Here is a 26,291-nt window from a genome sequence, read left to right as displayed (position 1 = left end):
TTCCTGGTCGATTTCGCAACAAATCCCCCATGCGGATTACGACAACCGAGTGTAGTTGGAGAATTCTCCTCAGCATTGGTTCCTCCGAACGGGGGATGTCGCTATAGTCCGCCGGGTGTCGCGATCCAGTCACGCTGTGTTTACAGGGGCGAAGACGAAATTCGGGTTCGTGAGGCGCGCCGTGGCGACGCTCTCCGGGCTGCGCCATTGGCGGGTGCAGTGGAAGCTCGTCGTGGTCGTCGTCGGCCCGACGCTCGTCGCCGTCGCCCTCGCGGTCAGCAGCGCCTTCAGCTCGTGGTCATCGGTCGCCGACTACGGGCAGGCCTCCGACCTCGTGCGCGTCAACCACCAGATCAACGCGCTGGTCGACGCGCTGCAGCAGGAGCGGGACGTCACCGCCGTGTACGTCGCCTCCGGCCGCACCCGCGGCGGTGACGAGGTCGACGGCGCGAGAGTCGACGTCGACACGGCGGCCGCGGACTACCGGGCGGCCATCGACGGCATCGACGTGGCCGAGTCCGAGGGACTCGCCGACGACGTGCGGAGAGCCGACGACGCGCTGAACGGCCTGTCGTACGTGCGGAGCGCGGTCAGGGACGCGAGCCTCACCGAGGGCGCGATCCGCGCGACCTACACCGACACGATCGCGAAGCTGTACGCGCTGGTGGTCTTCGACCCGGCGGGCACGAACTCGCGCCTCGCGGGCGACCTGCGCGTGCTCGGCGACATCTTCGTGGTCAAGGAGAACGCCAGCCAGGCCCGCGCCGAGCTGGGCGCGATCGTCGCCACCGGCGCGTTCACCATCGGCAAGCTCCAGGACTTCACCGGCGTCCTCGCCCGGCAGCGGGCCGCGGTCGAGGCGTTCCAGACCGACGCCTCCGACGAACAGCGCACCAGGTACGCGAACGCGGTGCAGGGCGTGCCGGTCTCGCAGGTGCAGACCGACCAGACCAGCGCGGTCGAGCAGGCCACCTCGGAACGGCTCACCATCGACCCGGCGACGTCGTTCGCCGCGGCCACCGAGAAGCTGGGGATGCTGCGCACCGCGCAGACCCAGCTGCTCGACGGCGCGATCGCCGCCATCGACGGCTTCCACGACGACGCGCTCTTCTCCGCGTGGATCGCGATCGGCACGCTCGCGCTCGTCGTCATCCTCGCGGTCGTCGTGTCGACCGCGGTCGCCCGCTCGATGTCCCGGTCGCTGCGCAGGCTGCGCTCCTCGGCGCTGCACGTCGCGGAGGACTGGCTGCCCGAGATCACCCAGCGGCTCCGGCTCACCAACGTCGAGGCGATGGCCGAGGTGCACGTGGCCCGCGTCGACCTGGACGCCGAGGACGAGATCGGCGAGGTGGCGCGCGCGTTCGACTCGATCGCCGCGGCCTGTGCGCGGCTCGTGCGCGACCAGGTGGAGCTGCGGGTGTCGATGAACTCCGGCTTCATCAACCTGGCCCGCCGCAACCAGCTCTGCGCGGAACGCATCCTGCGCGCGCTCGACGAGTGGGAGCAGGACGAGCTGGACACCGAACGGCTGCAGAAGCTGTTCGTCATCGACCACCTCGCGACCCGCATGCGCCGCACGGACGACAGCCTCATGGTCATCGCGGGCGCGCAGACGATCACGAAGCGGACCGGGCCGCGGTCGCTCGACGACGTGGTCGGCGCCGCACTGTCCGAAGTGGAGCACTACACGCGCGTCGTGCGGCGGGTCGCCGGGGACGGGGTCGTCGTGGTCGGGCACGCGGTGCCCGACGTCGTGCACCTGCTGTCGGAGCTGCTGGACAACGCGACCACGTTCTCGCCGCCGTCGAGCCAGGTCACGGTCGGGTTCATGCGCACACCGACCCACCCCGGCGCGGTCGTCGTGCTGGTCCGCGACCACGGTGTCGGCCTGTCGCGGGACCGGCTCGACGAGCTGAACCAGCGGATCACGGCACCGGAGGCCATCGACGGTTCGATGGTCCGCAGCATGGGCCTGATCGTGGTCGGCCGCCTCGCGGCGCGGCACCGCATCTCGGTGAAGCTCGGCCCGACCGAGGGCGGCGGGGTCACCGCGACCGTCGTGCTGCCGCAGCAGTTGCTGGCCGGTGAGGGGCGGCAGCAGGAGCCGGAGTGGCAGCGGATGCCGCAGACCGCGGCCGTGCAGCGCTTCGACCCGTACTCGGAGCAGACCACCGCGCGGCAGAGCCCGCCGCCACCGCAGTGGTCACCACCGCCCGCCCCGCCCTCAGCGCTGCCGGTGCGGCAGTCCGCACAGCCCGTGCCACCGCACCGCGTGGTGCCGCCGCACGTCGCGGGCGGCTACCCGCAGGACACCGGCACCGCGGAGATCGCGCCGCTCGTGCCGGGCAAGGCACTCACCCTGCAGGACGCGATGGCCATGCGCCGCCAGCAGCGCAGGCAGCGTTCGCACCCGTCCGACAACTGACCGATTCCTGTTCGATTCCTCTTGTGAGTCAAGGAGTTCCAGTGTTCCAGCGTGTGTCGGCCTCACGCAGAGGCCGGGTCATCGCCGTCGCGGCCGTGACCGCGGTGCTCGCGGTGTCCGCGTGCTCGACGTCCGGTGCCGACGGCGGCGGCGCCGACGTGACGGAGATCAAGATCGGCGCCCCGCTGCCGCTGTCCGGCCCGAACGCGCCGCTGGGCAAGGACGCGCTGCAGGGCGCCGAGCTGGCCGCCGACATCCTCAACGACGGCCTGCCCGGGTTGAAGCTGCCGCTGGCGAACGACAAGGGCGTGCCGAACCTGGACCACGCCAAGTTCACGATCGTGCCCGCGGACACGCAGGGCAAGCCGGAGAACGGCGCCAGCGCGGTCAACCACCTCGTCAACGACGAGGAGGTACACGTGCTCGCAGGCGCGCTGGAGTCCGGTGTCACGAAAACCGCGGCACAGCAGGCAGAACGGCTGCAGGTGCCGTTCGTCACCAGCATCTCGTCCTCGCCCGCGCTGACACAGCAGGGCCTGAAGTGGTTCTTCCGCACCGGTCCCACGGACGTCACGTACGCCCAGTCGTTCTTCGGCCTGCTCGACGAACAGAAGAAGAAGGACGTCCCGGCCGACAGGATCGCCCTGCTGTACATGAACAACACGTTCGGCACGGACGCGGCGAAGGTCGCGAAGAGCCTCGCCGAGTCGAACAACAAGCAGATCGTCGCGGACGTGCCGTTCGACCCGGCCGCGACCGACCTGACCTCGCAGCTGCAGAACGTGCGCGCGGCCGAGCCGGACACGGTGTTCGTGGTGGCCTACCCGCCGACCGCGACGCTGTTCATCAACGCCACCGAGCAGCTCGACTACGTCCCGCCCGCCGTGATGGCGTTCGGTGCCGGCTTCATCGACGCGGGGTTCATCGAGTCCGCTGGTGACGGCCTGGAGGGCATGTCGCGCCGTGTGGCGTGGTCGGAGGACCTCGGCAACCGCAACCCGGCCGCGAAGATCGTGGCGGACGAGTACCAGAAGCGGTACGACGCGCCGCTGACCGAGAACTCCGCGCGCGTGTTCACCACGATGATGGCGCTGGCGCAGGCGGTGAACAACGCGCGTTCCGTCGACCCGGACCAGATCCGCGCCGCGCTGACCGCGCTGGACATCCCCGGCCGCGACACGATCATGCCGTGGGACGGCATCAAGTTCGACGACCAGCACCAGAACACCGGCGCCCGCGCGGTGGTCGAGCAGCGGCTCGACGGGGTGTGGAAGGTCGTGTACCCGAAGGACGTGGCCGCTCAGGAGATCGTCTGGCCCGCTTCGGAAGCACGCAAGTAAGTTCATGCAGGACCTTCTGCAGGCGTTGACCAACGGCGCGTTCCTCGGCGCGGTGTTCGCCCTGGCCGCCGTTGGCCTCACGCTGGTCTTCGGCGTCACCAACATGCTGAACTTCGCGCACGGCGACTTCATCATGGTCGCGATGTACGCGGGGTTCGTGTGCTGGTCGCTCGCCGGGATCGACCCGCTGATCGCGATCCCGATCGCGGCGCTGACGCTCGCGCTGGTGGCGGTCCTGGTGTACGCCGGGATCATCCGCCCGGTGCTCGGCTCGACGCAGCTCGCGCAGATGGTGGTGACGTTCGGGCTGCTGACGTTCTTGCGCGGGGCGATCCAGTTCGCGTTCACCGCGACCCCGCGCCGGATCGAGGACCCGATCGTCGGCGGCATCCGGGTGGTCGTCGGGGGCGTGGCGGTCACCGGCGCGCAGCTGGTGTCCGCGGTCGGCGCGCTCGTCGCGACCGGTGCGCTCGCCTGGTTCGTGTACCGCACGGAGACCGGCCGGGCGCTGCAGGCGGTCGGCGAGGACGCGGCGGGCGCGTCGCTCATGGGCATCAACTCGGGTCGCATGTACGGGCTCACGTGGGCACTCGCCGGTGTGTCGACCGGAGTCGCGGGTGCGTTGCTCATCAACAACTTCGGCATCGACCCGCTCGCCGGTGCGACGTTCGGGATCATGTCGTTCATCGCGGTGGCGCTCGGCGGGTTCGGCAGCGTGTTCGGCGCCGCGCTCGCCGGGCTGCTGCTCGGTGTCGTGCAGGGCGTGGTGGGCCTGTACCTGTCGGGGTACACGCTGACCGCCGCGCTCGGGATCTACCTGCTGGTGCTCGTGGTGCGCCCGCAGGGTCTGCGAGGCAGCCGATGACCGCCACACTCGCACCGCCGTCCGCGCGGCCGGTGCCCGCGAGGAAGGTGCCGTGGGGCCGGTACGCGGGGATCGCGGTGGTCGCCGTGCTCCTGGTGGTGTACCCGCTGGTGGCGAAGACGTCGTTCCTGCAGACGATCGGCGTCACGGCGCTGACCATGGCGATCGCGTCGACGGGGTGGAACATCCTCGGCGGGTACGCGGGCCAGATCTCCTTCGGGCACGCGGTGTTCTTCGGCACCGGCATGTACGGCACGACGCTGCTCGTGACCGGCGGCTGGTCGCCGTGGCTGACGATGATGCCGATCGCGCTGCTGGCGGCTGTGCTGGGCGTCCTCATCGGACTGCCGACGTTCCGGTTGCGGGGCCACTACTTCTCGATCGCGACGCTCGCCATCGGCATGATGGTGATGTCGATCCTGCCGAACATCCAGTGGCTCGGCGCGACGGACGGCCTGTCGGTGCCGTTCCTGGACGAGGGCTTCTGGAACCTCACGTTCTCGTTGCGGGACAAGACCGAGTACTACTACACCGCGTTGGGCCTGTTCGCGGTGGCGACGGTCGCGGCGTGGCTCTTCCTGCGCGGCCGCATCGGCAGCTACCTGGAGGCCATCCGCGACGACGACGTCGCCGCCTCGGCCGTGGGGGTGCCGGTCCGGCGGTACAAGCTGTACGCGGTGGCCATGTCGGCGGCGCTGACGTCGATCGCGGGCAGCTTCCACGTCATGTTCGTGACGTTCGTGGACCCCAGCTCGAGTTCTGACCTGTCGCTGTCGACGGCCATCGCGCTGATCGCGGTGGTCGGCGGCGCCGGTTCGATGTGGGGCCCGATCCTCGGTGCGTGGCTGGTGATCGCGCTGCAGGAGTACACCAGGACCTACCTCTCGGCGACGGGCCGCACGATCGACCTGATGATGTTCGGCGCGCTGATCATCCTGGTGGCGGTGGTCGACCCGCGCGGCCTGGTGAACCTGGTCAAACGCGGCTACCGGAGGGTGCGGCGATGACCCTGCTTTCGGTCGACGGGGTGACCAAGCGGTTCGGTGGCCTGGCGGCGGTGTCGGACGTGTCGTTCGAGGTGCCGGAAGGCACGATCACCGGGCTCATCGGCCCGAACGGCGCCGGGAAGAGCACGCTGTTCTCGATGATCGCGGGTGCCCAGCGCCCGACGGCGGGCCGGATCTCGTTCGCGGGCAAGGACATCACCGGCTGGCAGCCACACGAGGCGGCCCGCGCCGGGGTGGGCAGGACGTTCCAGCTGATGCGCGTCTTCGGCTCGATGACCGTGCTCGAGAACCTGACGACGGCCGCCCACCTGCGCCACCGGACGAAGGCGTCGGCTCGAGCCGTGGCGGAGCGCGTGTGCGCCGAGACCAACCTGGGTTCGTACGCGCACCGCCCGGCCGCCACCCTGACCGGTGCGACGAAGAAACGCCTGGAGCTGGCACGTGCCTTGGCGACCTCGCCGCGGCTGTTGCTGCTGGACGAGGTCCTGTCGGGGCTCACTCCCACGGAGACGGCGGAGGCCATCTCGCTGATCGAACAGGTGCACGCGCAGGGGATCACCATCGTGCTGGTGGAACACGTGATGCAGGTGGTCATGAGCCTCTGCCCACGGCTGGTGGTGCTGGACTTCGGGAAGCTGATCTTTACGGGCAGCCCTGACGACGCTGTCAAGGACCAGGCCGTGCTCGACGCGTACTTGGGGGCCTGATGCTGACGGTGACCGACCTGCGGGTGTCGTACCAGGACGCGCCTGCCGTGAACGGGGTGTCGCTGTCGTTGTCCGCCGGTGAGCTGGTGTCGCTGGTCGGCTCGAACGGGGCGGGGAAGTCGAGCGTTCTCGCCGCCATCGCCGGGCTGCACCGCCCCATTGGCGGCTCGGTGGTCTTCGACGGCCGGGATGTCTCGCGTCTGCCCGCGCACGCCATCGCCCGGCTGGGGCTGGCGCTGGTGCCGGAGGGGCGGCGGCTGTTCGCACACCAGACCGTGCGGGCGAACCTGATCCTGGGTGCGTACCTGCAGCGGGACCGTGCTGTGCGTGCCGAGCTGCTGGCCCGGGTGGTGTCGCTGTTCCCCGTGCTGGGGGAGCGGATGGGCCAGAAGGCGGGGATGCTGTCGGGCGGGGAGCAGCAGATGCTGGCGCTGGGCCGGGCGCTGATGAGCAAGCCGCGGCTGCTGGTGCTGGACGAACCGTCGCTGGGCATCGCGCCGCGCACCGCGGAGCTGATCTTCGACGCGATCTCCCAGGTGCGCGCCGAGGGGGTGACTGTTCTGCTGGTGGAACAGAACCTGCGGGCGGCGCTGCGGCTGTCGGACCGGCTGTACGTGCTGCAGACGGGGTCGCTGGTGCTGGCGGGCACCGCGGCGGAGCTGGAGGAGTCACCGCTGATCAGGCAGGCCTACCTGGGACTGTGAGCGTCCCGCCTGTGGACGGTCGAGCGTCCTGTGGACAACCCGGCGCTCGCACGCCGTCGTCGTAGGTCCCCGCTGGGAGATGGGCATCGGGGCCGGAGGCCGAAACGCGGACACCGCGGCGGTGGGGTCCGTGGGGACCGGGCCCACCGCCGCGGCTGGTCAGCGTGCTGGCCGGGTCAGTCCTGGCTTGCCGTGCGCTTGCGCCGCGCGATGAACAGCGTCGTACCGCCCGCGGCCAGGAGCGCCAGCGCCCCCAGCGAGATCGGCACGATGCCGCTCGCGCCGGTTTCGGCCAGGTCCTCGTCGTTCGACGCCTTCGAGATGCCCTGCTTCGTGGTGGTGGGCTCGTCGTCGTCCGGCGTGGTGGTCGATGTCGGCTCGCTCGGGTCCGTCGTGCTGGTCGGCGGTTCGCTCGGTTCCGTGGTGCCCGGCGGCGTCGTGGTCGTGGTGGTCGTCGGCGGGGTGGTGGTGCCGTGCCACGCGCACTTCGCCTGCGACAGCACGATGTCGGCGCTCGTGACGTTGCCGACCGGGCCGCCGACGATGACGTGCACGGCGTTGACCGTGAGGGTCCTGCCGCTGCGGACCTGTTCGTTGACGCGGACCTTCGCGATGCCGAGCACGTCGATCTCACCCGGCAGGGGCGAGGTGACATCGATCTTCTGGCCCAGCACCGTCAGGTCGGCGATGGTGGACTTGCCCGTCACACCGGTCGGACCGGCCACACAGTCGGCCTCGATCACCGACGCGCTGAGCAGGTTCTTCACCACCACGTCGGCGATGCTGGCCGCGCTGACCAGCGTTCGTCCCTTGAGGACGGACGACGCGTTCAGCGCGTTCGCGGTCACCAGGCCCGCGACGTCGGGGCCCACCTTGACCAGCGAGTCACTGCCGCCGCGCGGGTACACCGCGGTCGGGCGGGGATCGATCTTCACCAGTGGCTGGTCGAGCAGCGTGGTCGTGACGGACAGCGCGTAGGCGGAGCCGCGCGGCCCGTTGCCGGCGAGTGCAGGCGGCGCGGTGAGGACCGCTGCCAGCGCGGCGACGCCGATCAGGCCACATCCGGACGCGAGCATGCGGGTACGACGCAAGGTCATCTCCAGGTTCTTCTGCGGACAGGATTCCCCGACGGAAGGACCCCAGAATTGTGATTACCGTCGGTGAAGTCAATTCACGGACAGGAGTGAGTGTCGGCCCGGAAGTGTCACCCACAATTTCCGAGAGCCGTTACCAATCCGTGATCTTTGCACGATGTCCTGCGACAATGCGCAAACGACTCTGCTGTGACCACGGTGCCATTGGGCCAACCAGGCGTCTGCCTCACTCGAAAGAGTGACCCTGTCGATCACAAAAGCATCACAAACACGTGACGCGGATCACCGACGATTCTTCTGAATCGACAAGAAACGTCAGGGGTGGGGAAATGGTGGCGAAATCGTCTGATAAGAGAGTCAGTCCAGTGGCAGGTTCAGCAGCGCGTTCTCGACCAGCTCCGGCATGGCCGGGTGGATCCAGTACTGGCCGCTTGCCATGGACCGCGCGTCGAGGCCGAAGCTCATCGCCTGGATCAACGGCTGGATCAGCGTCGACGCCTGCGGGCCGATGATGTGCGCGCCGAGCAGCTGACCGGACGCGGGGTCGGCGAGCAGCTTCGCGAACCCGGTGGTGTCCTCCATCGCCCAGCCGTACGCGATGCCCGCGTAGTCCTGCGTCGCGGTGACGTACCGGACGCCACGCGCACGGGCCTGCTCCTCGGTCAGCCCCACCGCCGCCACCTGCGGCGACGTGAACACGGCGTGCGGCACGTACCGGTGGTCGGCCGCGATCGGCGCCGCCGGGTTCAGCAGGTTGTGCCGCACGACGCGGGCCTCGTGGTTCGCGACGTGCTTCAGCTCGACGGGCGAGCTGATGTCACCCAGTGCCCACACGCCCTCCGCGGTCGTGTGCTGGAACTCGTCGACGACCACGTGCCCGGACGACGCCACCTCGATCCCGGCGGCGGGCAGGTTCAGCAGGTCCGAGTTCGGGGTCCGGCCGATCGCCACCAGGACGAGGTCCGTCGTCAGCGACTCGCCGTCCAGCTCCAGCCGGATGCCCGCGGCGTCGCGGGACGCGCCGAGCACCTTCCGGTTCAGCCGCACGTCCCACGTCTGCGCCGCGAGCTGCGTGAACCGGGACGAGATGTCGCTGTCCTCGCCCCGCAGCAGCGCACCGGACCTGGCGATGACGGTCACCTCGACGCCGAACGACGCGAACACGTGCGCGAACTCCGCCGACACGAACCCGCTGCCGATGATCGTCAGGTGCCGGGGCAGCTCCTCGAGCCGCATGATCGTGTCGCTGGTGTGGTAGCCGACCTCGTCGAGACCCGGGATGTCCGGCAGCACCGGCCGGGCGCCGGCGGCGAGCACCATCCGGTCCGCGGTGATGGTCTCGCCGTCCACGTCGAGCGTGCGCGGCCCGGTGAACCGCGCCGTGCCCTCGTACACGGTCACGTTCTCGTTGTCCGGGTGGTTGATCCGGTACTCCCGGCCACCGGCGGCGATGGGGTCGATCCGGCCGAAGATGCGGTCCCGGATCTCGGTCCAGCGGACGCCGTCGAGCGAGAGGTCCACGCCGAGCCGCGCCGCTTTCGCGGGGGTCGCGGCCAGGTCGGCGGGGTGCACGAACATCTTCGTGGGGATGCAGCCGACGTTGAGGCAGGTGCCGCCGAACGTGCCCTTCTCGACGATCGCGACGCGCTGTCCGGCGAACCGCTCGTCGAGGATGGAGTTGCCGGAGCCGGTGCCGATGATGACCAGGTCGAAGTTCGTCACATGGTCATTCAACCCGCACCGGCCCTGGCGGATTCCGCTAGTGGCGGTAGGTGGGTGTGATGATGGCCCTGGCCAGGGTGTGGAAGGCCAGGTTGAAGCTCACCACCGCGGCGGAGGCGTTCTCGTCGACCTCCAGTGCCTCCACGTCGACCGCGTGCACCACGAAGTAGTAGCGGTGCGGCACGTCGCCCTGCGGCGGCGCGGCACCGCCGAAGTCGCGGGAGGAGAAGTCGTTGCGCACGTGGAACGCCTCGCCCGGCAGGCTCGCGTCGCCGGCGCCGGCGCCGGCGGCCAGCTCGGTGACCGAGGCGGGGATGTTCACGGCGATCCAGTGCCAGAACCCGCCTGGCACGGGCGCGTCCGGGTCGAAGCACGTCACCACGTAGCTCCTCGTCCCGTCCGGCGCGCCCTCCCACGACAGCTGCGGCGAGGTGTTCTCGCCACCGGCGCTGCCGTGCACGGCGCTCGTGGGCAGCTGCTGCCCGTCGGTCACGTCCGTGGACGTCACGGTGAACGAACCGGTCGCGGGCAGCAGCGCGTACGGATCCGGTGCGGTGGGACGCTCCAGGCTCATCGCTTCTCCATTCGATGATCACGTCGGGGGCGCGTCCACCCTAGTCCCGCGCGAACCGACTCGCTGTTCACGTCGTGAGGCCTATGGTGGCGTCACGGACCGAGGGAGATGAAGGTGACCGAGAACAACGACATCGAGCGCAGCGCGTCGACGCGGGTGCGTTTCCGGGGGATCAGTCCGAGGGCCTACGAGCACCCAGCCGACCGGGGTGCCATGGCGGCGTTGCGGGCCGTGCCTGGGGTGGCGTCCGTGCTGAAGGCCGTCGCAGGCATGTGGAACGAGCGGGCGGAGCGCCTGTACGCCGTCGCGTCGGCGATCCGCGTGGGGGAGAAGCAGTACCCGAAACTCAACACGCTGCGGCTCGACTGCGCGGAAACCCTGGACCTGGACACGACACCCGATCTGTTCGTGACGCGCCACCCGGTGGCCAACGCGTACGCGATCGGCATCGACAAGCCGTTCATCGTGGTCACGACCGGCCTGGTCGAAGCGCTGGACCTGGAGAGCATGCGGGTGGTGATCGGGCACGAGACGGGCCACGTGCTGTCCGGTCACAACGTGCTGCGAACGCTGCTCATGCGGCTGCTGCGCCTGCAGGCCACCGTGCAGTGGGTACCGATCGGGGCGCTGGGGCTGCGCGCGGTGATCGCGGCGCTGATGGAGTGGTACCGCAAGGCGGAGCTGACCGCCGACCGCGCGGGCCTGCTGTGCTCGCAGGACCCGGCGGCGGCGCTGCGCCAGCACGTGTACATGGCGGGCGGCACGTCGATGTCCGACATCGACATCCCCGAGTTCATGCAGCAGGCCAAGGAGTACGAGGATGTCGACGACATCCGCGACAGCATCCTGAAGCTGATGACGGTGGAGAGCATGAGCCACCCGTTCGCGGTGGTGCGTGCCGCGCAACTGCAACGCTGGGCCGCGTCGGAGGAGTACCGGGCGATCCTCGCGGGCGACTACCTGCGCCGCGCCGACGACCAGCCGTCCTCGTCGATGATGGACGACATCAAGGCGGCGGGAAGGTCCTACAAGGAGTCGTGGTCGAACTCCACCGACCCGCTGACCAAGGTGCTGAGCGACGTGGGCGAAGCCGTGTCGGGCGCGGCGGGCAACCTGTTCAGCCGCTTCGGCGGCGGCAACCGCACCGACTCCGACGGCAACGACAACGACAACGAGTCGAATGGCGCGGACCCGAAGTGACCTGACGACGGACCGGCCCGGTGCGTGCCGACCTCACGCTCCACCGCTGCCTCGACGGGCACCACCGGCTCGGTCCTCGCTGAAGACCTTCTTGCACACCGGCGCGCAGAACGCGTACAGCGTGCCGTCGTGCTCGAGGGTGATCGTGGCGGTCGCGAGGTCGACGGTCATGCCGCACACCGGGTCGATCGCCGTGCCGGGAGCGGGTTCCCGCTGGTCGGCGGACGCGCGGTAGCCGTCGGTGATGAGCCGGGTGATGTCCGTCGCCGTCGTCACCCGGCCCAGCGTGCCGACCGCGTGTTCCTTCAGGCCCACGACCTGCACCTGGCAGTGCGGTTCGCGGTACAGGCGACCCGGATCGTCCTCCGTCGCCGCGACCGCCTCGGTGACGGCGGCGATCATGTACTCGGTGAACTCCTTGCTCTGCCAGGACCCCGGCACGGTCAGGCGGACCAGGTAGCGTGGCTCGTCGCCCTGCGTCACCCAGGTCTCCTCCTCGCGCACCAGCACGTTCGTCAACGCCCTGGCCGTCGCCAGCACGGATTCCGGGGCCTTGCCGTCCCCTGGGTCCCCGGCCACGCTGCCGAGCAGCCTGCGCCCCAGCTCCTCCCGCCGCTGCGCGGTCAGCGTGCCCTTGCGCACCTGCACCTCGATGGTCATCATGGCCGGTTCTCCTTCACTGGCAACAGGTTCAGCAGTTCGTCGACGGACCACTGGTCGTAGACGTGGGTGCCGTGGTGGCTCGCGAGCACGCGGCCGTCCGGCGCGATCAGGAAGTCGGCAGGCAGCCCGAACCGGCCGCCCTCCGGCTTGTTCGGGGGCGCCGGCCTGCGCTTGCGGGCGATGTCGGGCAGTGCGACCGCGAGCGCCCGCAGGATCGCGGGCCACGCCTTCGGGTGCAGCAGCGCTCTCGGCGCGGACTCGACGCCGAACTCGCGGTACAGCGCCTTCTCCGGGTCGGCGACCACGTCGAGCGGCAGGTCGGCGACGTGCGGCCGCAGGTCGCCGACCCCAGAGTGGAACAGCACGACCTCGTGGATGCCCGCCGCCTCGACCTCCGCCCGCCGCGTCACGAACGACCGCAGGTGCAGGCCGCACACCGGGCAGCCCGCGAAGCGGCGGAACTGCAGGTGTGTCAGGCGGTCCGGGTCCGGCACGCGCACCGGTTCGCCCATGACCGTGACGAGCTCTCTCGCGGGTACGTGGTCCATGCGGTCCTCCTCCGACGTAGGCGTACAACGTACATCTACGAGTATGCGCGTATCGCGTACGCTGTCAACTCGTGCCCCGGCCTCGCTCGCTCACCCCGGACCGCCTCGCGACCGCCACACTCACGGTGATCGACCGCGACGGTCTCGACGCGCTCACCATGCGCGCGGTCGCCAAGGAGCTGGGCATGGCGACCATGTCGCTGTACCGGTACGTGACCGACAAGGACGAGCTGGAGATGCTCGTCGTCGACCACGTCCTGTCCGGTGTCAACCTGGCCGTGCCGCCCGGTGACTGGCGGGAGCGGATCACCGAGCTGTTGTCGCGCGTGCGCAAGCAGGTGCTCGCGCATTCGGCTGTGGTGCCGTTGTTGTTGCGGCACCGGCATTCCGTGCCGTCGTCGATGGTGCTGATCGAGGCAACGCTCGCGATCCTCACCGACGCCGGGTTCGCGGGGGAGCGGCGGGTGATCGCGCAGCGGACGATCGTCGCGTTCCTGTTCGGGATGTTGCAGAACGAGCACTACGGGCCGTTGTCCGGCCCGGGCACCGCGGTCATGGCCGCGCAGGAGCGGTTCCCGTTGCTGGCGGAGACCGCGGCGCTGGCGCGGGACGTCGCGGGGGACGCCGAGTTCCACAAAGGACTGGCCGTCGTGTTGCGGGGGCTCGCCGACGGCTAGTCGCCCGTCGCGGTGAAGTGCTGGATGTCCTTCGGGGTCGTCCATTCGCCGCCCCAGGACCAGCCGATCGCGGTGAACGCGCGGACCGCCACGTCGCCCGGTTCGACCATGCCCGGTCGTACGTTCGCCCGGTCCAGGTAGGACGACGCGAGTTCCGGCAGCACCAGGTCCCCTCGGACATACGGGTTGCAGAACGGGTTCAGGTCGATCGCCAGGCCGTACGCGTGTGCCGACCACCTCGACTGTCCGACGGCGGGACGGCACACGAACCCCGTCGTGTTGTTGCCGTCGCCGGTCGGTGGGGCCGTCAGTTCCGCCGGTGTCACCACCCGCATCTCCTCGATCGGGAACCGCGCCGCGAAGAGGTGGCCGAACACGCGGGTGACGGCGTCGGCCACGCGTGCGCCGACGATCATCTCGCCGGTGTGCACCCTGCCGTCGTACCCGGTGAACGACATCGTGAGGTAGCGCAGGTCCGTTGCGGCGACCGGACACGATGGCTGCCACGTGCTGCGCGCGAGCACGTCATCGGGCACCGCCGCGACCGTCGAGTGGTAGCGACCATCACCCGGCGGGGGCAGCACGTCGGCGGTCGGCAGGTGCCGGTTCACCAGTTCGGGTGGTGTCGGCAGAACCTGGCCGAAGCCGTCCGGTCGCAGCGGCAGCGGCCGCCCGCCGACCGTCCACTCGGGACTCGGCGGTGCGGGCGCTGGCGTGGTCGTGGTGGGTGGCGAAGTCGTTGGTACGCCGGACGAAACGGATGGCGAGGACGAGACGGGCGGCGGTGCGGACGGCGTGCTCGTGCAGCCCGCCACCACCACGGCGGCGAGCACGACCAGCCTGCGCGGACGAACCACGCGTCCCAGCATGCCTCATGCCCAAGTTCACCCGGTCCAGCTACATGGTCGAGTTGACCACGTCACACCCAGCGGGGAAGGTCGGGGAACTCAACAGTGAGGAGATGACACATGGGGGCGACCTCCAGGGTCACTCGGCTTCTGCTTGCGGCGGTTCTGGCGTCCGCCGCGGTCGTGGCCGGGCTCACGCAGGCGAACGCCGACCAGGAGAACCAGCAGATCGTCGGCGGCAGCCGGGCCAGCATCGCCGACCACCCCTACGTCGTGTACCTGACGACCGCCGAGGGCTTCCAGTTCTGCGGGGGCACGCTCGTCGACGACAACAAGGTCATCACCGCCGCCCACTGCACCGCGGGCAAGCAGCCTGCCGACGTCGTCGTGGTCGCCGGCCGCGAGGACAAGGAGAGCGGCGCGGGTCTCGCCAGCCCGGTCCGCCAGATCTGGGTGCACCCGGAGTTCACCAACGTCCGGTCCGGCAACGACGTTTCGGTGCTGACGCTCACGCAACGGGTGCAGTACGCGCCGCTGCCGCTGCCGAGCAAGGACGACGCCGACATCTACCGGGCCGGGCAGCCGGGCCTGGTCCTGGGGTGGGGCCGCGTCGCAGCCGACGGGCAGCCGTCGCGGTACCTCCTGCGGGCGGGCGTCCCGATCATGGCCGACCCGGACTGCACCAAGTCCTACCCCGCGTACCAGCCGACGACCATGGTCTGCGCCGGGTTGCCGCAGGGCGGCGTCGACACCTGCCAGGGCGACTCGGGCGGTCCGCTGGTCGTGGACGGCAAGCTCGCCGGGATCACGTCGTGGGGCGAGGGCTGCGCCGCGCCTGGCAAGCCCGGTGTGTACACCCGGCTGGCCGTCTACCGGGACGTGCTGGAGGACCAGGTCTGATTCGGCCAGCGCGAGCCTCGTGCCGGCCAACCGGACCTTTCATGGCGGTGACGGCACCGGTGGCGCGTGGATCTGATATCCAGGTGTGGTGCTGTACTCCGCGAAGGGCGACGAGATCACCGCGGCCGAGCTGTACCCGCTGCTCAAACTGCGGGTGGACGTGTTCGTGGTCGAGCAGGAGTGCCCGTACCCCGAACTGGACGGCCGCGACCTGCTGCCGACGACCGTGCACGTCTGGTGGCAACCGGCCGGCGAGGTCCTCGGCTACCTGCGCCTGCTCCGCGACCCAGACGGCACACACCGCATCGGCCGCGTCTGCACCCCACTGTCCGCCCGGGGCGGCGGGCTGGGCGCCCTGCTCATGAAGGCGGCGATGGAGGTCGTCGGCGACGAGGAAGCGGTGCTGGAGGCCCAGACGTACGCCCTGGACTTCTACGCCCGGTTCGGCTTCGTCGCAGAAGGTGACCGCTACCTGGAAGACGGCATCGAACACCAGACGATGCGCCGGGCCGCGCTGGTGCCATGAGGATCGCCGCACCGGCGGCGGCCGCCCGCCGGCCCGCGGAACCTCACGTGCGGGGAGGCGCGCTGGGCGCGTGCTTGACGATGACCTCGATCGCGCGCTCGATGTCGGAGTCCGACAGGTCCGCGCGGGCGGTCAGCCGCAGCCGGGACACGCCGTCCGGGACCGACGGAGGGCGGAAGCAGCCCACCCACACACCGGACGCGCGGCAGTCGTCCGCCCACTGAACCGCCTGCTCCGGGGTCGGCGCGAGTACCGACACCACCGCCGCGGCCGGGTCGGTCACCCGTAGGCCCGCTTCGCGCAGCCGGGAGGAGAACGTCAGCGCCACCTCACGCACCTTCTCCGGCAGCGCGGGTTCCTCCTTGAGGACGTTCAGCGCCGCCAGGGCGGCCGTCGTGCTCGACGGGGCAAGACCGGTATCGAAGATGAAGCTCCGCGCCGAGTCGACCAGGTGCTTGATCACCCGTCGCGGGCCGAGGACCGCGCCACCCTGCGCACCCAGTGCCTTCGACAGCGTCACGGTCGTCACCACGTCCGGCTCGCCGATCAGGCCCGCCTCCGCCACGGCACCGCGACCACCTTCGCCCAGCACCCCCAGGCCGTGCGCGTCGTCCACCACCAGTGCCGCGCCGTTGGCGCGGCACGCCTCGTGCAGCTCGCGCAGCGGGGCGAGGTCACCGTCCACTGAGAACACCGAGTCCGTCACCATCAGTGCACGCTCGGTGCGGCGCGTCTTCAACGCGTGCGTGACGGCCGCGACGTCACCGTGTTTCATGACCGCCACGTCCGCGCCCGACAGGCGGCAGCCGTCGATCAGTGAGGCGTGCAGGTAGGCGTCGGTGACGATGGCCGAGCCCTTGCCGGACAGGGCGGTCACCGCGCCGAGGTTGGCGGTGAAGCCCGACGAGAACACCAGCGCCGCCTGCGCGCCGCAGAACTTCGCGAGCTCGTGCTCCAGCTCGATGTGCGCCTCGGTGGTGCCCGTGACCAGCCGCGACCCGGTCGAACCGGCGCCCCAGCGCAGGGTCGCGGCCGCCGAGGCGCCGGTGACCCGCTTGTCGCGGGACAGGCCGAGGTAGTCGTTGCCCGCGAGGTCCAGCAGGTCGGAGTCGACGCGGCGGGGGTGCAGCCGCCGGGCGAGGCCTGCCCGGCGGCGCTCGTCCGCGCGGGTGTCGAGCCAGTCGAAAACCGAGGTCACGGCGTCGAGTCTGACACCCCGTGGATCGAGGGCGGTTCGTGGCCTCGCGGGCCGGTGGGTAACGGTTCGGCATGATCCTTGCCCGGACCGATTTGGCCGGTTACCGTCCGGTTCTGGCGTGATCGACGTCACAACCACGGAGTGGCGATGGCAACGGTGCCGGTCTTGTCGGTCAACAACCTCGAGGTCGTGTACGACGACGTGGTACTCGTCCTCCGCGGCCTGTCCCTCGACGTACCGGACGGCTCGATCGTGGCGCTCCTCGGTGCCAACGGCGCGGGCAAGACCACCCTGCTCCGCGCCGTCACGGGCCTGCTCGTCGCGCACCGCGGCAAGATCACCAAGGGCACGGTGACCGTCGGGGGCGACGACCTCACCGGCGCGGACCCCGCCGACGTCGTCCGCAGGGGCGTCGCCCAGGTCATGGAGGGGCGGCGGATCTTCGCCGAGATGTCGGTCGAGGACAACCTGCGCGCGGGCGGCCACTCCAGGAAGCGCGCCGAGTACCGCGAGGACGTGACCAGGGTCTACGACCTGTTCCCGCTGCTCGCGCAGCGCCGCCGCGGCACGGCGGGCTACCTGTCGGGTGGCGAGCAGCAGATGCTCGCGATCGGCCGCGCGCTGATGGCCCGTCCGAAGCTCCTGCTGCTGGACGAGCCGTCGCTGGGACTCGCGCCGCGGCTGGTCGAGCAGGTCCGCGACATCGTCGTGCAGATCAACGGGCAGGGCACGAGCGTGCTGCTGGTCGAGCAGAACGCGGTGATGGCCCTGTCCATCGCGAGCTACGGCTACGTCCTGGAGGTCGGGAAGGTCGTGCGGGACGGCCCGGCCGCCGAGCTCCTGGACGACGAGGACATCCGCGAGTTCTACCTCGGATCCACACCGGATTCGGGACGACGGTCGTTCGCCGAGGTCAAGAGCTACCGGAGGAAGAAGCGATGGAGCGCGTGAGCGGAGCCTGCGGAGCGAACCACGCCGACGAACGGCGTGACCGAGCCTGCGAGGGGACGGCGTGACCGAGCCTCTTCTCGACGTGTGGGACCTGACGCTGCGGTTCGGTGGCGTCACGGCCCTCAACGGGGTCAGCTTCACCGTCGGCCGAGGTGAGCTGTTCGCGGTCATCGGCCCGAACGGCGCGGGCAAGACGTCGATCTTCAACTGCCTCAACGGCGTGTACCGCCCACAGCGCGGCACGATCACCCTTGCGGGACAACGGGTCAACGGCCGCTCACCGGCGACGATCGCCGGCATGGGCGTCGCGCGGACGTTCCAGAACCTCGGCCTGTTCGAGCAGCTCACGCTCATCGAGAACCTGATGCTGGGCCGCCACCACCTGATGCGCACCGGGATGCTCGCGGGGATGGCGTGGTGGGGACGGGCCAAGCGCGAGGAGGTCGATCACCGGGCGGCGTGCGAGGAGATCGTCGAGCTGCTGGAACTGGAGCCCTACCGCCGCATCCCGGCCGGCCTGTTGCCCTACGGCGTGGCGAAACGCGCGGAACTGGGCCGGGCGCTGGCGATGTCGCCGACGCTGCTGCTGCTCGACGAGCCGGTGGCGGGCATGAACGTCGAGGAGACCGAGGACATGGCCAGGTACCTGGTCGAGGTCCGCCGTGAGCTGGACCTCGCGATGATCCTCGTCGAGCACGACACGCGGCTCGTGATGGACCTCGCGGACCGCGTGCTGGCACTGGACTTCGGGACACCCATCGCCATGGGCACCCCCGAGGAGGTCCAGCACGACCCGAAGGTGGTCGAGGCGTACCTCGGCGGTGCGGCATGAGCGGAGCTCGCGGAGCGAATCATCGGCACCAGAGCGGAGCTCGCGGAGCGAATCATCGGCACCAGAGCGGAGCTCGCGGAGCGAATCATCGGCACCAGAGCGGAGCTCGCGGAGCGAATCATCAACCTCTGGCTCCCACCCTGTGCGCCCGCCTGCTGGAACACGCGACCACGCGGGCGGACGAGGTCGCCATCCGCGAGAAGTACCGCGGCATCTGGCGCGAGTGGACGTGGGCGGAGTACGCGCGGCGGGTCGCGAACGTGGCGGGCGGCCTGCGGTTGCTCGGGGTGGGCCCCGGCGACCGGGTCGCGATCCACGCGGAGAACCGGCCGGAGTGGGTGATCGCCGACCTCGCGGTGCAGGGGCTCGGCGCGTGTTCGGTCGGTGTGTACCCGACGTCCCCGGCGGCCGAGGTGGAGTACGTGCTGGCGCACTCGGAGGCGTCGGTGCTGATCGCCGAGGACGAGGAACAGCTGGACAAGGCACTGGAGGTCCGCTCGCGGCTCCCGCTGCTGCGGCACGTGGTCGTGATGGACCCGCGCGGCGTGCGCGAGGAGGTGCTCACGTTCGCCGACATCGAGAAGGACACCCCCGACTTCGTCGCGGCGTACGAGGATTCGGTGCGCGCGCTGGACGCCGACGACACCGCGATCCTGGTGTACACGTCCGGCACGACCGGGCCGCCGAAGGGCGCGATGATCTCCCACGCGAACCTCGTGGCGGCAGGCGAGACGGCGGTGGCGCTGGGCACGCGGCAGGGCGACGAGGTGCTGAGCTACCTGCCGCTGTGCCACGTGGCCGAGCGGCTGATCTCCGTGATCGACGGCGTGTGGGTGCCCGCGGTCGTGAACTTCGGGGAGGGCGGCCCGTCGTTCCCCAACGACCTGCGGGACGTGCAGCCGACGGTTTTCCTCGGCGTGCCACGGGTCTGGGAGAAGATGCTGGCCACGGTCGAGATCCGGATGTCGGACGCGTCGTGGCTCAAACGCCTGCTGTACCGGGCCTGTCTGCGCCAGGGCAGGCGCCTCGCCCCGCGCCGGATGGCGGGTCGCCTGCCGGTGCCCGCCCGCGTGGTGGCTGGTCTGTGCGAGGTGCTGGTTTTCCGTGCCCTGCGGGAGAAACTCGGGATGGCACGGGTGCGGGTGCCGCTGTCCGGGGCCGCGCCGATCGCGCCGCAGGTGCTGGAGTACCTGTGGGCCATCGGGATCCCGGTGCGTGAGGGCTACGGGCAGACCGAGAACACGGCGATCTGCACGCTGACCCCGGCCGACGACATCCGCCTCGGCTCGGTGGGCACGGTGCTGCCGGGCGTGGAGGTGCGGCTGGCGCCGGACGGCGAGATTCTGACCCGCTCTGCGGGTGTGTTCCAGGGCTACCTCAACGACCCGATCGCCACCAAGTCCACGGTGGACGAGGACGGCTGGCTGCACACGGGCGATGTCGGTGAGCTGGCGGACGACGGGTTCCTGCGGATCACCGACCGCAAGAAGGACATCATCATCACCGCGGGTGGCAAGAACATCTCCCCGTCGGAGATCGAGAACCGGTTGAAGGTGTCCCCGTACGTGCGGGAGGCGGTGGTGATCGGCGACCGCCGCAAGTACCTGACGGCGCTGATCGGCATCGAGCTCGACACGGTCGGCAACTGGGCGTCCCGCAAGGGCATCCCGTACACGACCTACGCCGACCTGACCACGAAGGACGAGGTGCACGGCCTGATCGACGCCGTGGTCGCAGCGGCGAACGAGGAACTGGCGCAGGTGGAACGCATCAAGCGCTTCACGCTGATAGCCAAGGAGCTCGACCACGAGGACGGCGAGCTGACCGCGACGCAGAAGGTGAAACGCAGAGCCCTCGAACACCGCTTCGCACCCGAGATCGAGGCGATGTACCGGTGACCACCTTTCTCACGAACGTGTTCGCGGGGCTCGCACTCGGGTCCACCTACGCGCTCGTCGCGCTCGGGTTCGTCGTCATCTACAAGTCGACCGGTGTCATCAACTTCGCGCAGGGCGGCCTGCTCGCGCTGGGCGCCTACCTCGGCTACACGTTCGCCGACAACCTCGCCATCGCGTTCGCGGTCTCGATCCTCCTCGCGTGCGCGGCCGCCGCCATCGTCGGCGCGAGCGTCGAACGGCTCGTGCTGCGGCGCATGGTCGGCCAGCCGCCGTTCGCCGTCATCATGATCACCATCGGGCTCCTGTTCGTCATCGAACCGCTGATCACCGCGATCTGGGGGTTCGACAACCTGCCGCTCGCCAACCCGTGGAACATCCAGACCGTCGAGGTCGGCGGGCTCGTGCTCGGCGTGCGCGACCTGTGGACCATCGGCATCACCGCCGCGGTCGTCGTCGCGTTCTTCCTGTTCTTCCGGTACACCCGGATGGGACTGGCCATGCGGGCCACGGCCTTCGACCCGGAAGCCGCGCTGGCGCAGGGCATCAGCGCCCGCCGCGTCTACGCCACGTCGTGGGCCATCGCCGCCGCGCTGGCCGCGCTCGCGGGCATCACGCTGGCCGCCGGACCGGGCGGGCTGTCGCCGTCGATCAGCTTCATCGCCCTCGCCGCGTTCCCGGCGATGATCCTCGGCGGCCTCGACTCACCGGCGGGTGCCGTGCTCGGCGGCGTGATCATCGGCCTCGCCGAGGCGCTGACCCGCGGCTACCAGGACCAGCTGTTCTCGTGGGCGGGCGCGAACGTGTCGCTGATCGTCCCGTACCTGCTCATGATCGTGATCCTGCTCATCCGGCCGTACGGGTTGCTCGGCACCAAGGACGTGAGGCGCATATGAGCGGAGCTCGCGGAACGAACCGGGCACAGGGCAAGCCACATCGTAATCTGGTCCGCTCTTACGAGCAGGACCTGCGCCTCTTCGGCTCGCCCATGTCCAAGGTCGGGCTCGGGCTCATGCTCGCCACCCTGCTGGTCCTGCCGACCGTGGTGCGGGACGACTTCTGGCTGTCGGTCCTGATCTACTCCGGGATCACCGCGATCGGCGCGATCGGGCTCAACCTCCTCACCGGCTACTGCGGTCAGATCTCGCTGGGCCACGCGTTCTTCATCGGCGCGGGTGCCTACGCGGCCGCGGTCGTCGGCGGCGACCTCGGCCTGCCGCTGCCGGTGTGGTTGCTCGCGTCGGCGGCGATCGGTGCCGTGCTCGGCGGGCTCATCGGGCCGTTCGCGCTGCGCCTGCGGGGCCACTACCTCGCGATCGTGACCCTCGGGCTGATCTTCATCGGCGAACACCTGTGGCGGAACCTGCGGGACGTCACCGGCGGCAACAACGGCACGTCCGTCGGCGCGGAGGCCACTGTCGGGCCCGTCGACCTCGGCGCGCTCGAGCTGGCGGGCGAGAACTACTCCCGCAACCAGGGGTACTTCTGGCTCGTCTGGGCACTGGTCGCGATCATCGCGCTGCTGGCCAAGAACCTCGTCCGCACCCGGCCCGGCCGGGCGCTGCGCGCGGTTCGCGACCACGACCAGGCCGCCGAGGTCATCGGCGTGCGCGCGGGCCGGTACAAGATCGGCGCGTTCGTGGTGTCGAGCGCGATCGCGGCCATGGCAGGCGCGCTCTTCGGTTCCTACCAGCAGCACGTCAGCCCGGACGACTGGACGTTGCTGCTGTCCATCCAGTACATCGCGATCATCATCGTCGGCGGTCTCGGGACGATCTTTGGGGCGATCCTCGGCGCGATCTTCGTCGGGGCGCTGCCCGCGCTCATCGACGAGTACAGCTCCGCCATCCCGGGGGTCGCCACCGAGGCCGGCGGCGACGGGTTCATTTCCGTGTTCGCGCTCAACCAGGCCATTTTCGGCCTGCTGATCGTGTTGTTCCTCGTCTTCGAACCCAGAGGGCTCGCGGGCATCTGGTTCCGGGTCAAGGCCTACTTCAAAGCCTGGCCCTTTTCCTACTGACGCAAGAGAGCGAAGCGATCCAATGAAGAACGGAGGCGTCAGATGACGCGCAAAATTGCCGCGCTGGCACTGGGCCTGACACTGGTCCTCGCCGCCTGCGGCGGTGCGGGGGAGGACGACGACGGTGGCGGCGGCTCGGCGGGAGCGCCGGGCAACACCGCGGGATTCGACGGCAAGACCATCAAGCTCGGCGTGCTGACCCCGTTGTCCGGCACGGTCGCGGTGATCGGGCAGCCGCTGACCGCGGGCAACGAGGTGTGGTTCGAGGCGCTCAACGCCAAGGGCGGCGTCGCGGGCAAGTACAAGGTCGAGCTGGTCCAGGAGGACACCCAGTACAAGACCGACATCGCGGTCCAGAAGTACAACAAGATCAAGAGCGATGTCGTCGCGTTCACCCAGGTGCTCGGCACCGCGCCGACACTGGCCGTGCTGCCACAGCTCAAGACCGACAAGATCCTCGCCGCGCCGGCGTCGCTGGACGCGTTGTGGGTGCGGGAGGAGAACCTGCTCCCGGTCGGCGGCCCGTACCAGGTGCAGGCCATCAACGCGATGGAGTACCACTTCACCGACGGCGGCGGCACCACGAGCGACCGGATCTGCACGATGATCCAGGACGACGTCTACGGCGAGGCGGGCCAGCAGGGCATCGACTTCGCGGCCGAGAAGTACGGGTTCACGGTCACCAACACGCAGAAGTTCAAGGTGGGCACCGAGAACTACGCGGGCCAGATCGGTGCGCTCGCCGGTGCGGGCTGCCAGGTGGTGTTCCTCGTCGCCACGCCGTCGGACGCCGCGAAGATCTGGGGCACCGCCGCGCAGGCCCGGTTCGCGCCGCAGTGGTTCGGGCAGTCGCCGAGCTACACGGGTGCGCTCGCGAAGTCCGCGGTGGCGCCGTACATGCAGCAGTCGGTGCTGATCGTGTCCGAGGGCACCGAATGGGGTGACAACTCCGTGCCCGGCATGACCCAGATGGTGGCGGACGCGACGCAGTACGCGTCCGACCAGGAACCGGACTACTACTTCGCGTTCGGCTACAACCAGGCCCGTGCGATGACGGCGGTGTTGGAGAAAGCCGTCGAACTGGGCGACCTGTCCCGCGAAGGAATTCTGCGCGCGTCGAATGAGCTGGACACCGTGACGTTCGACGGACTCACCGGCGACTACCGGTACGGCGCGACCGAGGACCGGAATCCGCCCAGGTCGAGCACGGTCTTCAAGGTCGACCCGAGCAAGCCCTTCGGCCTCGCGAAGGTCAAGTACAACTTCTCCTCCGACGCCGCGAAGGAGTTCGAGTTCAAAAAAGCAGATCTCTGATAACGAACAGTCCGAACATTCGCCGCGCGGCAGGCCGGATCGTGGTCGAATTGGACCATGGCGGCGACCGTGACCCTGATCGGCCTCGCCGGGGTACACCTCCCGTGCGGCGCCGATCCGGCGCTCGCCGCGGCGCGACTGGTGGTCGGGTTCGACGCGGCGCTGCACACGGTGCTCGCCGCGGCGGGAACAGGCAACGGGCCCGGTGCGCCACGCACCATCGAGGTGCCGCGCGCACCGGGTCTGCCCGCGCCCGCACTGGACGCGCTCGCGGCCGCGGTGGCGGCGGGGGAGCCCGCGGTGGTGCTGGTGCCCGGTGACCCGGGGTACTTCGGTGTGTTGCGTGCACTGCGGGACCGCGGGCTGCCGACCGAGTGCCTGCCCGGGGTGACCGGGGTGCAGCGGATCGCGGCGCTCATCCAGCGGCCGTGGGACGACGTGAGCGTGGTCAGCGCGCACGGCAGCGCGTTCCGCAAGGCGGTCAACGTGTGCCGGGCCCGGCCCGCGGTCGGCGTGCTGACCGGACCGGACGCCGGTCCCGCCGAACTGGCCGCCGCGCTCGGGGGCTGGCACAGGACGCTCGTGGTGCTCGAGGACGTCGGCGGCCCGGCCGAGGAACTGTCCATCGTGGATCCCGCGGAGGCGGTGGCGCGCACCTGGCGCGCCCCGAACGTGGTCCTGTGCCTGTCCGATCTGGACCGGGTGGGCGCGCCGGGCTGGCTGGCCGGTGGCGAGCCGGGTCCGCCCGCCGACGGGTGGGCGCTGGCGTCGGACGCGTTCGCGCACCACGACGACACGGGTGGCTCGCCGGAGCTGCGCGCGCTGGCGCTGGCGAAGCTCGCGCCACGACCGGGCGCGCTCGTGTGGGACGTCATGGCCGGCTCCGGCGCGATCGGCATCGAGGCGGCGCGCATGGGTGCCGCGGTGATCGCGGTGGAGCCCGACGCGGGACTGCGCGTGCGGCTGCTCGCGAACGCCCGGCGCCACGGCGTGGACCTGCGGCTGGTCGACGGTCCCGTCCCGGCCGCCCTGACCGGGCTGCCGCGGCCGGACGGGGTCTTCCTCGCGACCGCCCGCGGCGACGTCGTGCGCACCTGCGCCACGGCAGGCGCGACCCGCGTCGTCATCGAGGTGCACGAGCTGGGCAGCGTCGGCCCGGCCCGCGACGCACTCGTCGACGGCGGCTACGCGGTCGACGGCAGGCTGCTGTCCGCGGCGCCGTTGCAGGGCCTCGCGAGCGGCGGCGCCGCGGTGGAGACGGCCACGTCATCGCTGCTGCTGTGGGGTGTGCGGCGGTAAGTCCATCCGTTCGTCGGGTCGCGGTCCCGCCGGATGAATCCGCTGGTCAGCGCCCTGTTGACGATCAGTTTCACCCAGATGGCCTACGACCTTCTCCCGTTGTGGCAGCTTGTGACCGCCGAGTAACCATAAGTCAGCTCGTGGGCACAACGAGCCTGAACAAGGGAGAAGAGGCATGGCTGAGGCAAGGCGCCTGCTACGCCTGATCGGGGTTGCCGCAGCGGCTCTCGCAACGGCTGGTATCGCCGGCACGGCCACCGCGGCCGCCGACGACGTCACGCCGATGATCATCGGTGGCGAGGAGACCACCATCGAGGAGAACCCGTTCGCCGTGGCGCTGACCACGCCGGACGGCTTCCAGTTCTGCGGCGGCACCATCGTCGCGCCGAACAAGGTCCTCACCGCGGCCCACTGCACCGAGGGCAGCTCGCCCGCGGACATCCAGGTGGTCGCGGGCCAGACATCGCTGTCGGCCGGTGGCGGCACCACCGCCGGTGTCACCGACATCTGGATCCACCCGGCCTGGAACTCCAGCGCGCTGCAGAACGACGCCTCGGTGCTGACGCTCGACGCGTCGCTCACCGAGACGCCGATCGCGATCGCCGGGCCGGACGACTCGGCGCTGTACGCGGAGGGCGCGAACAGCACCGTGCTCGGCTGGGGCACGACCGAGAGCGGGTCCACCTCGGACACCCTGCGCAAGGTCGACGTGCCGGTCGTGTCGGACGCGGCGTGCACCGAGTCCTACGCCGACCAGTACGACGCCGCCTCCATGGTGTGCGCCGGCCTGGCCGAGGGCGGCAAGGACAGCTGCCAGGGTGACTCCGGCGGTCCGCTGGTGGGCGTGGCCGCGGACGGCACCCGCAAGCTGATCGGCATCGTGTCGTGGGGCCAGGGGTGCGCCGAGCCGGGTTACTACGGCGTGTACGGCCGGGTCTCCGCGTTCTACGACGAGCTGTCCGGGCAGATCGGCTGAGGTTCG

The 26,291-nt window shown here is 70.2% G+C and carries 25 protein-coding genes; 18 read left to right on the top strand and 7 right to left on the bottom strand.

All coding sequences use genetic code 11. The features are described 5' to 3' along the window. Positions 1–169: 169 nt before the first annotated feature. From FHR82_RS33115 to FHR82_RS33090, 6 genes are read left to right on the top strand one after another with little or no spacing between them, the layout of a single operon-like run. The gene (locus FHR82_RS33115) at positions 170–2,425 is read left to right on the top strand and encodes a sensor histidine kinase (protein ID WP_184814526.1); all 2,256 of its coding nucleotides are present in this window, start codon (positions 170–172) and stop codon (positions 2,423–2,425) included. Between the two features lie 41 nt (positions 2,426–2,466). Further along, entirely contained in the window at positions 2,467–3,765 is a 1,299-nt protein-coding gene (locus FHR82_RS33110) for an ABC transporter substrate-binding protein (protein WP_184814525.1), read from the top strand. Between the two features lie 4 nt (positions 3,766–3,769). Continuing rightward, positions 3,770–4,630 carry a branched-chain amino acid ABC transporter permease gene (locus tag FHR82_RS33105; RefSeq protein WP_184814524.1) on the top strand — a complete coding sequence of 287 codons (861 nt, stop codon included), beginning with the start codon at positions 3,770–3,772 and terminating at the stop codon, positions 4,628–4,630. Continuing rightward, a complete protein-coding gene (locus FHR82_RS33100) occupies positions 4,627–5,637 on the top strand; it encodes a branched-chain amino acid ABC transporter permease (protein WP_184814523.1) in 1,011 nt (336 codons plus the stop codon). The genes FHR82_RS33105 and FHR82_RS33100 overlap by 4 nt, the downstream gene beginning before the upstream one ends. Then, the gene (locus FHR82_RS33095) at positions 5,634–6,344 is read left to right on the top strand and encodes an ABC transporter ATP-binding protein (RefSeq protein ID WP_184814522.1); all 711 of its coding nucleotides are present in this window, start codon (positions 5,634–5,636) and stop codon (positions 6,342–6,344) included. The genes FHR82_RS33100 and FHR82_RS33095 overlap by 4 nt, the downstream gene beginning before the upstream one ends. Then, positions 6,344–7,048 carry an ABC transporter ATP-binding protein gene (locus tag FHR82_RS33090; protein ID WP_184814521.1) on the top strand — a complete coding sequence of 235 codons (705 nt, stop codon included), beginning with the start codon at positions 6,344–6,346 and terminating at the stop codon, positions 7,046–7,048. The genes FHR82_RS33095 and FHR82_RS33090 overlap by 1 nt, the downstream gene beginning before the upstream one ends. Before the next feature lie 176 nt (positions 7,049–7,224). On the opposite strand, the gene FHR82_RS33085 is transcribed toward FHR82_RS33090, so the two are convergent. From FHR82_RS33085 to FHR82_RS33075, 3 genes are all read right to left on the bottom strand, one after another. Next, positions 7,225–8,145, bottom strand: coding sequence for a choice-of-anchor P domain-containing protein (locus FHR82_RS33085; RefSeq protein ID WP_184814520.1), 921 nt, complete (start codon positions 8,143–8,145; stop codon positions 7,225–7,227). Positions 8,146–8,499: 354 nt separating this feature from the next. Continuing rightward, complete coding sequence (locus FHR82_RS33080; protein WP_184814519.1) at positions 8,500–9,864, bottom strand: mycothione reductase; 1,365 nt, start codon at positions 9,862–9,864, stop codon at positions 8,500–8,502. A gap of 37 nt (positions 9,865–9,901) precedes the next feature. Beyond that, the gene (locus tag FHR82_RS33075; RefSeq protein ID WP_184814518.1) at positions 9,902–10,438 is read right to left on the bottom strand and encodes a YbhB/YbcL family Raf kinase inhibitor-like protein; all 537 of its coding nucleotides are present in this window, start codon (positions 10,436–10,438) and stop codon (positions 9,902–9,904) included. 114 nt (positions 10,439–10,552) lie between these two features. Between FHR82_RS33075 and FHR82_RS33070 the strand changes: the two genes are divergently transcribed. Next, positions 10,553–11,638 (top strand): M48 family metallopeptidase, encoded by a 1,086-nt coding sequence (locus FHR82_RS33070; RefSeq protein ID WP_184814517.1) that lies wholly within the window; start codon positions 10,553–10,555, stop codon positions 11,636–11,638. Between the two features lie 33 nt (positions 11,639–11,671). Here FHR82_RS33070 and FHR82_RS33065 read toward each other — a convergent pair whose 3' ends face one another. Both FHR82_RS33065 and FHR82_RS33060 read right to left on the bottom strand, forming a co-directional pair. Then, entirely contained in the window at positions 11,672–12,301 is a 630-nt protein-coding gene (locus FHR82_RS33065) for a YHS domain-containing protein (protein WP_184814516.1), read from the bottom strand. Beyond that, positions 12,298–12,849, bottom strand: coding sequence for a peroxiredoxin-like family protein (locus FHR82_RS33060; protein WP_184814515.1), 552 nt, complete (start codon positions 12,847–12,849; stop codon positions 12,298–12,300). Before FHR82_RS33060 ends, FHR82_RS33065 begins: the two co-directional genes overlap by 4 nt. 71 nt (positions 12,850–12,920) lie before the next feature. Between FHR82_RS33060 and FHR82_RS33055 the strand changes: the two genes are divergently transcribed. Further along, complete coding sequence (locus tag FHR82_RS33055) at positions 12,921–13,526, top strand: TetR/AcrR family transcriptional regulator (RefSeq protein WP_184814514.1); 606 nt, start codon at positions 12,921–12,923, stop codon at positions 13,524–13,526. Here FHR82_RS33055 and FHR82_RS33050 read toward each other — a convergent pair. Continuing rightward, the gene (locus FHR82_RS33050) at positions 13,523–14,383 is read right to left on the bottom strand and encodes a M15 family metallopeptidase (RefSeq protein WP_311771385.1); all 861 of its coding nucleotides are present in this window, start codon (positions 14,381–14,383) and stop codon (positions 13,523–13,525) included. The genes FHR82_RS33055 and FHR82_RS33050 overlap by 4 nt on opposite strands. Before the next feature lie 111 nt (positions 14,384–14,494). Between FHR82_RS33050 and FHR82_RS33045 the strand changes: the two genes are divergently transcribed. Then, a complete protein-coding gene (locus FHR82_RS33045; RefSeq protein WP_184814512.1) occupies positions 14,495–15,274 on the top strand; it encodes a S1 family peptidase in 780 nt (259 codons plus the stop codon). A gap of 88 nt (positions 15,275–15,362) precedes the next feature. Then, positions 15,363–15,800 (top strand): GNAT family N-acetyltransferase, encoded by a 438-nt coding sequence (locus FHR82_RS33040; RefSeq protein ID WP_311771384.1) that lies wholly within the window; start codon positions 15,363–15,365, stop codon positions 15,798–15,800. 43 nt (positions 15,801–15,843) lie between these two features. Here the strand turns inward: FHR82_RS33040 and FHR82_RS33035 are convergent, their stop codons facing one another. After that, on the bottom strand, positions 15,844–16,998 hold the full coding sequence (locus tag FHR82_RS33035) for an 8-amino-7-oxononanoate synthase (RefSeq protein ID WP_184814510.1): 1,155 nt from the start codon (positions 16,996–16,998) through the stop codon (positions 15,844–15,846). Positions 16,999–17,145: 147 nt separating this feature from the next. On the opposite strand from FHR82_RS33035, the gene FHR82_RS33030 reads away from it, so the two are divergent. From FHR82_RS33030 to FHR82_RS32995, 8 genes are all read left to right on the top strand, one after another. Next, a complete protein-coding gene (locus FHR82_RS33030) occupies positions 17,146–17,949 on the top strand; it encodes an ABC transporter ATP-binding protein (protein ID WP_184814509.1) in 804 nt (267 codons plus the stop codon). A 61-nt stretch (positions 17,950–18,010) separates the two neighbouring features. After that, positions 18,011–18,781 carry an ABC transporter ATP-binding protein gene (locus FHR82_RS33025; RefSeq protein WP_311771383.1) on the top strand — a complete coding sequence of 257 codons (771 nt, stop codon included), beginning with the start codon at positions 18,011–18,013 and terminating at the stop codon, positions 18,779–18,781. Positions 18,782–18,909: 128 nt separating this feature from the next. Continuing rightward, positions 18,910–20,679, top strand: a complete 1,770-nt coding sequence (locus FHR82_RS33020) for an AMP-dependent synthetase/ligase (RefSeq protein ID WP_184814685.1) — start codon at positions 18,910–18,912, stop codon at positions 20,677–20,679. Continuing rightward, on the top strand, positions 20,676–21,572 hold the full coding sequence (locus tag FHR82_RS33015) for a branched-chain amino acid ABC transporter permease (protein ID WP_184814508.1): 897 nt from the start codon (positions 20,676–20,678) through the stop codon (positions 21,570–21,572). The genes FHR82_RS33020 and FHR82_RS33015 overlap by 4 nt, the downstream gene beginning before the upstream one ends. A 92-nt stretch (positions 21,573–21,664) precedes the next feature. Continuing rightward, on the top strand, positions 21,665–22,696 hold the full coding sequence (locus FHR82_RS33010) for a branched-chain amino acid ABC transporter permease (protein WP_225944110.1): 1,032 nt from the start codon (positions 21,665–21,667) through the stop codon (positions 22,694–22,696). 42 nt (positions 22,697–22,738) lie between these two features. Further along, positions 22,739–24,010: an ABC transporter substrate-binding protein gene (locus FHR82_RS33005; RefSeq protein ID WP_184814506.1), complete on the top strand. Its 1,272-nt coding sequence runs from the start codon at positions 22,739–22,741 to the stop codon at positions 24,008–24,010. A gap of 57 nt (positions 24,011–24,067) precedes the next feature. After that, entirely contained in the window at positions 24,068–25,309 is a 1,242-nt protein-coding gene (locus tag FHR82_RS33000; RefSeq protein ID WP_184814505.1) for a bifunctional cobalt-precorrin-7 (C(5))-methyltransferase CbiE/decarboxylating cobalt-precorrin-6B (C(15))-methyltransferase CbiT, read from the top strand. Between the two features lie 175 nt (positions 25,310–25,484). Next, positions 25,485–26,285 carry a S1 family peptidase gene (locus FHR82_RS32995; RefSeq protein WP_184814504.1) on the top strand — a complete coding sequence of 267 codons (801 nt, stop codon included), beginning with the start codon at positions 25,485–25,487 and terminating at the stop codon, positions 26,283–26,285. The last annotated feature ends 6 nt before the right edge of the window (positions 26,286–26,291 follow it).

Origin of the sequence: Actinophytocola algeriensis, assembly GCF_014203735.1 — a bacterium.
GTDB classification, from domain to species: Bacteria; Actinomycetota; Actinomycetes; order Mycobacteriales; family Pseudonocardiaceae; genus Actinophytocola; species Actinophytocola algeriensis.
Note: the sequence above shows the minus strand (reverse complement) of the source record. Positions and strands in the feature narration are given on the sequence as shown.

What these genes read in the sequence shown, in the direction of transcription:
- FHR82_RS33105 (WP_184814524.1), top strand. Translation starts at nt 3,770, where the DNA reads ATGCAGGACCTTCTGCAGGCGTTGACCAACGGCGCGTTCCTCGGCGCG.
- FHR82_RS33100 (WP_184814523.1), top strand. Translation starts at nt 4,627, where the DNA reads ATGACCGCCACACTCGCACCGCCGTCCGCGCGGCCGGTGCCCGCGAGG.
- FHR82_RS33095 (WP_184814522.1), top strand. Translation starts at nt 5,634, where the DNA reads ATGACCCTGCTTTCGGTCGACGGGGTGACCAAGCGGTTCGGTGGCCTG.
- FHR82_RS33090 (WP_184814521.1), top strand. Translation starts at nt 6,344, where the DNA reads ATGCTGACGGTGACCGACCTGCGGGTGTCGTACCAGGACGCGCCTGCC.
- FHR82_RS33085 (WP_184814520.1), bottom strand. Translation starts at nt 8,145, where the DNA reads ATGACCTTGCGTCGTACCCGCATGCTCGCGTCCGGATGTGGCCTGATC.
- FHR82_RS33075 (WP_184814518.1), bottom strand. Translation starts at nt 10,438, where the DNA reads ATGAGCCTGGAGCGTCCCACCGCACCGGATCCGTACGCGCTGCTGCCC.
- FHR82_RS33065 (WP_184814516.1), bottom strand. Translation starts at nt 12,301, where the DNA reads ATGATGACCATCGAGGTGCAGGTGCGCAAGGGCACGCTGACCGCGCAG.
- FHR82_RS33060 (WP_184814515.1), bottom strand. Translation starts at nt 12,849, where the DNA reads ATGGACCACGTACCCGCGAGAGAGCTCGTCACGGTCATGGGCGAACCG.
- FHR82_RS33045 (WP_184814512.1), top strand. Translation starts at nt 14,495, where the DNA reads ATGGGGGCGACCTCCAGGGTCACTCGGCTTCTGCTTGCGGCGGTTCTG.
- FHR82_RS33030 (WP_184814509.1), top strand. Translation starts at nt 17,146, where the DNA reads ATGGCAACGGTGCCGGTCTTGTCGGTCAACAACCTCGAGGTCGTGTAC.
- FHR82_RS33010 (WP_225944110.1), top strand. Translation starts at nt 21,665, where the DNA reads ATGTCCAAGGTCGGGCTCGGGCTCATGCTCGCCACCCTGCTGGTCCTG.
- FHR82_RS33005 (WP_184814506.1), top strand. Translation starts at nt 22,739, where the DNA reads ATGACGCGCAAAATTGCCGCGCTGGCACTGGGCCTGACACTGGTCCTC.
- FHR82_RS33000 (WP_184814505.1), top strand. Translation starts at nt 24,068, where the DNA reads ATGGCGGCGACCGTGACCCTGATCGGCCTCGCCGGGGTACACCTCCCG.
- FHR82_RS32995 (WP_184814504.1), top strand. Translation starts at nt 25,485, where the DNA reads ATGGCTGAGGCAAGGCGCCTGCTACGCCTGATCGGGGTTGCCGCAGCG.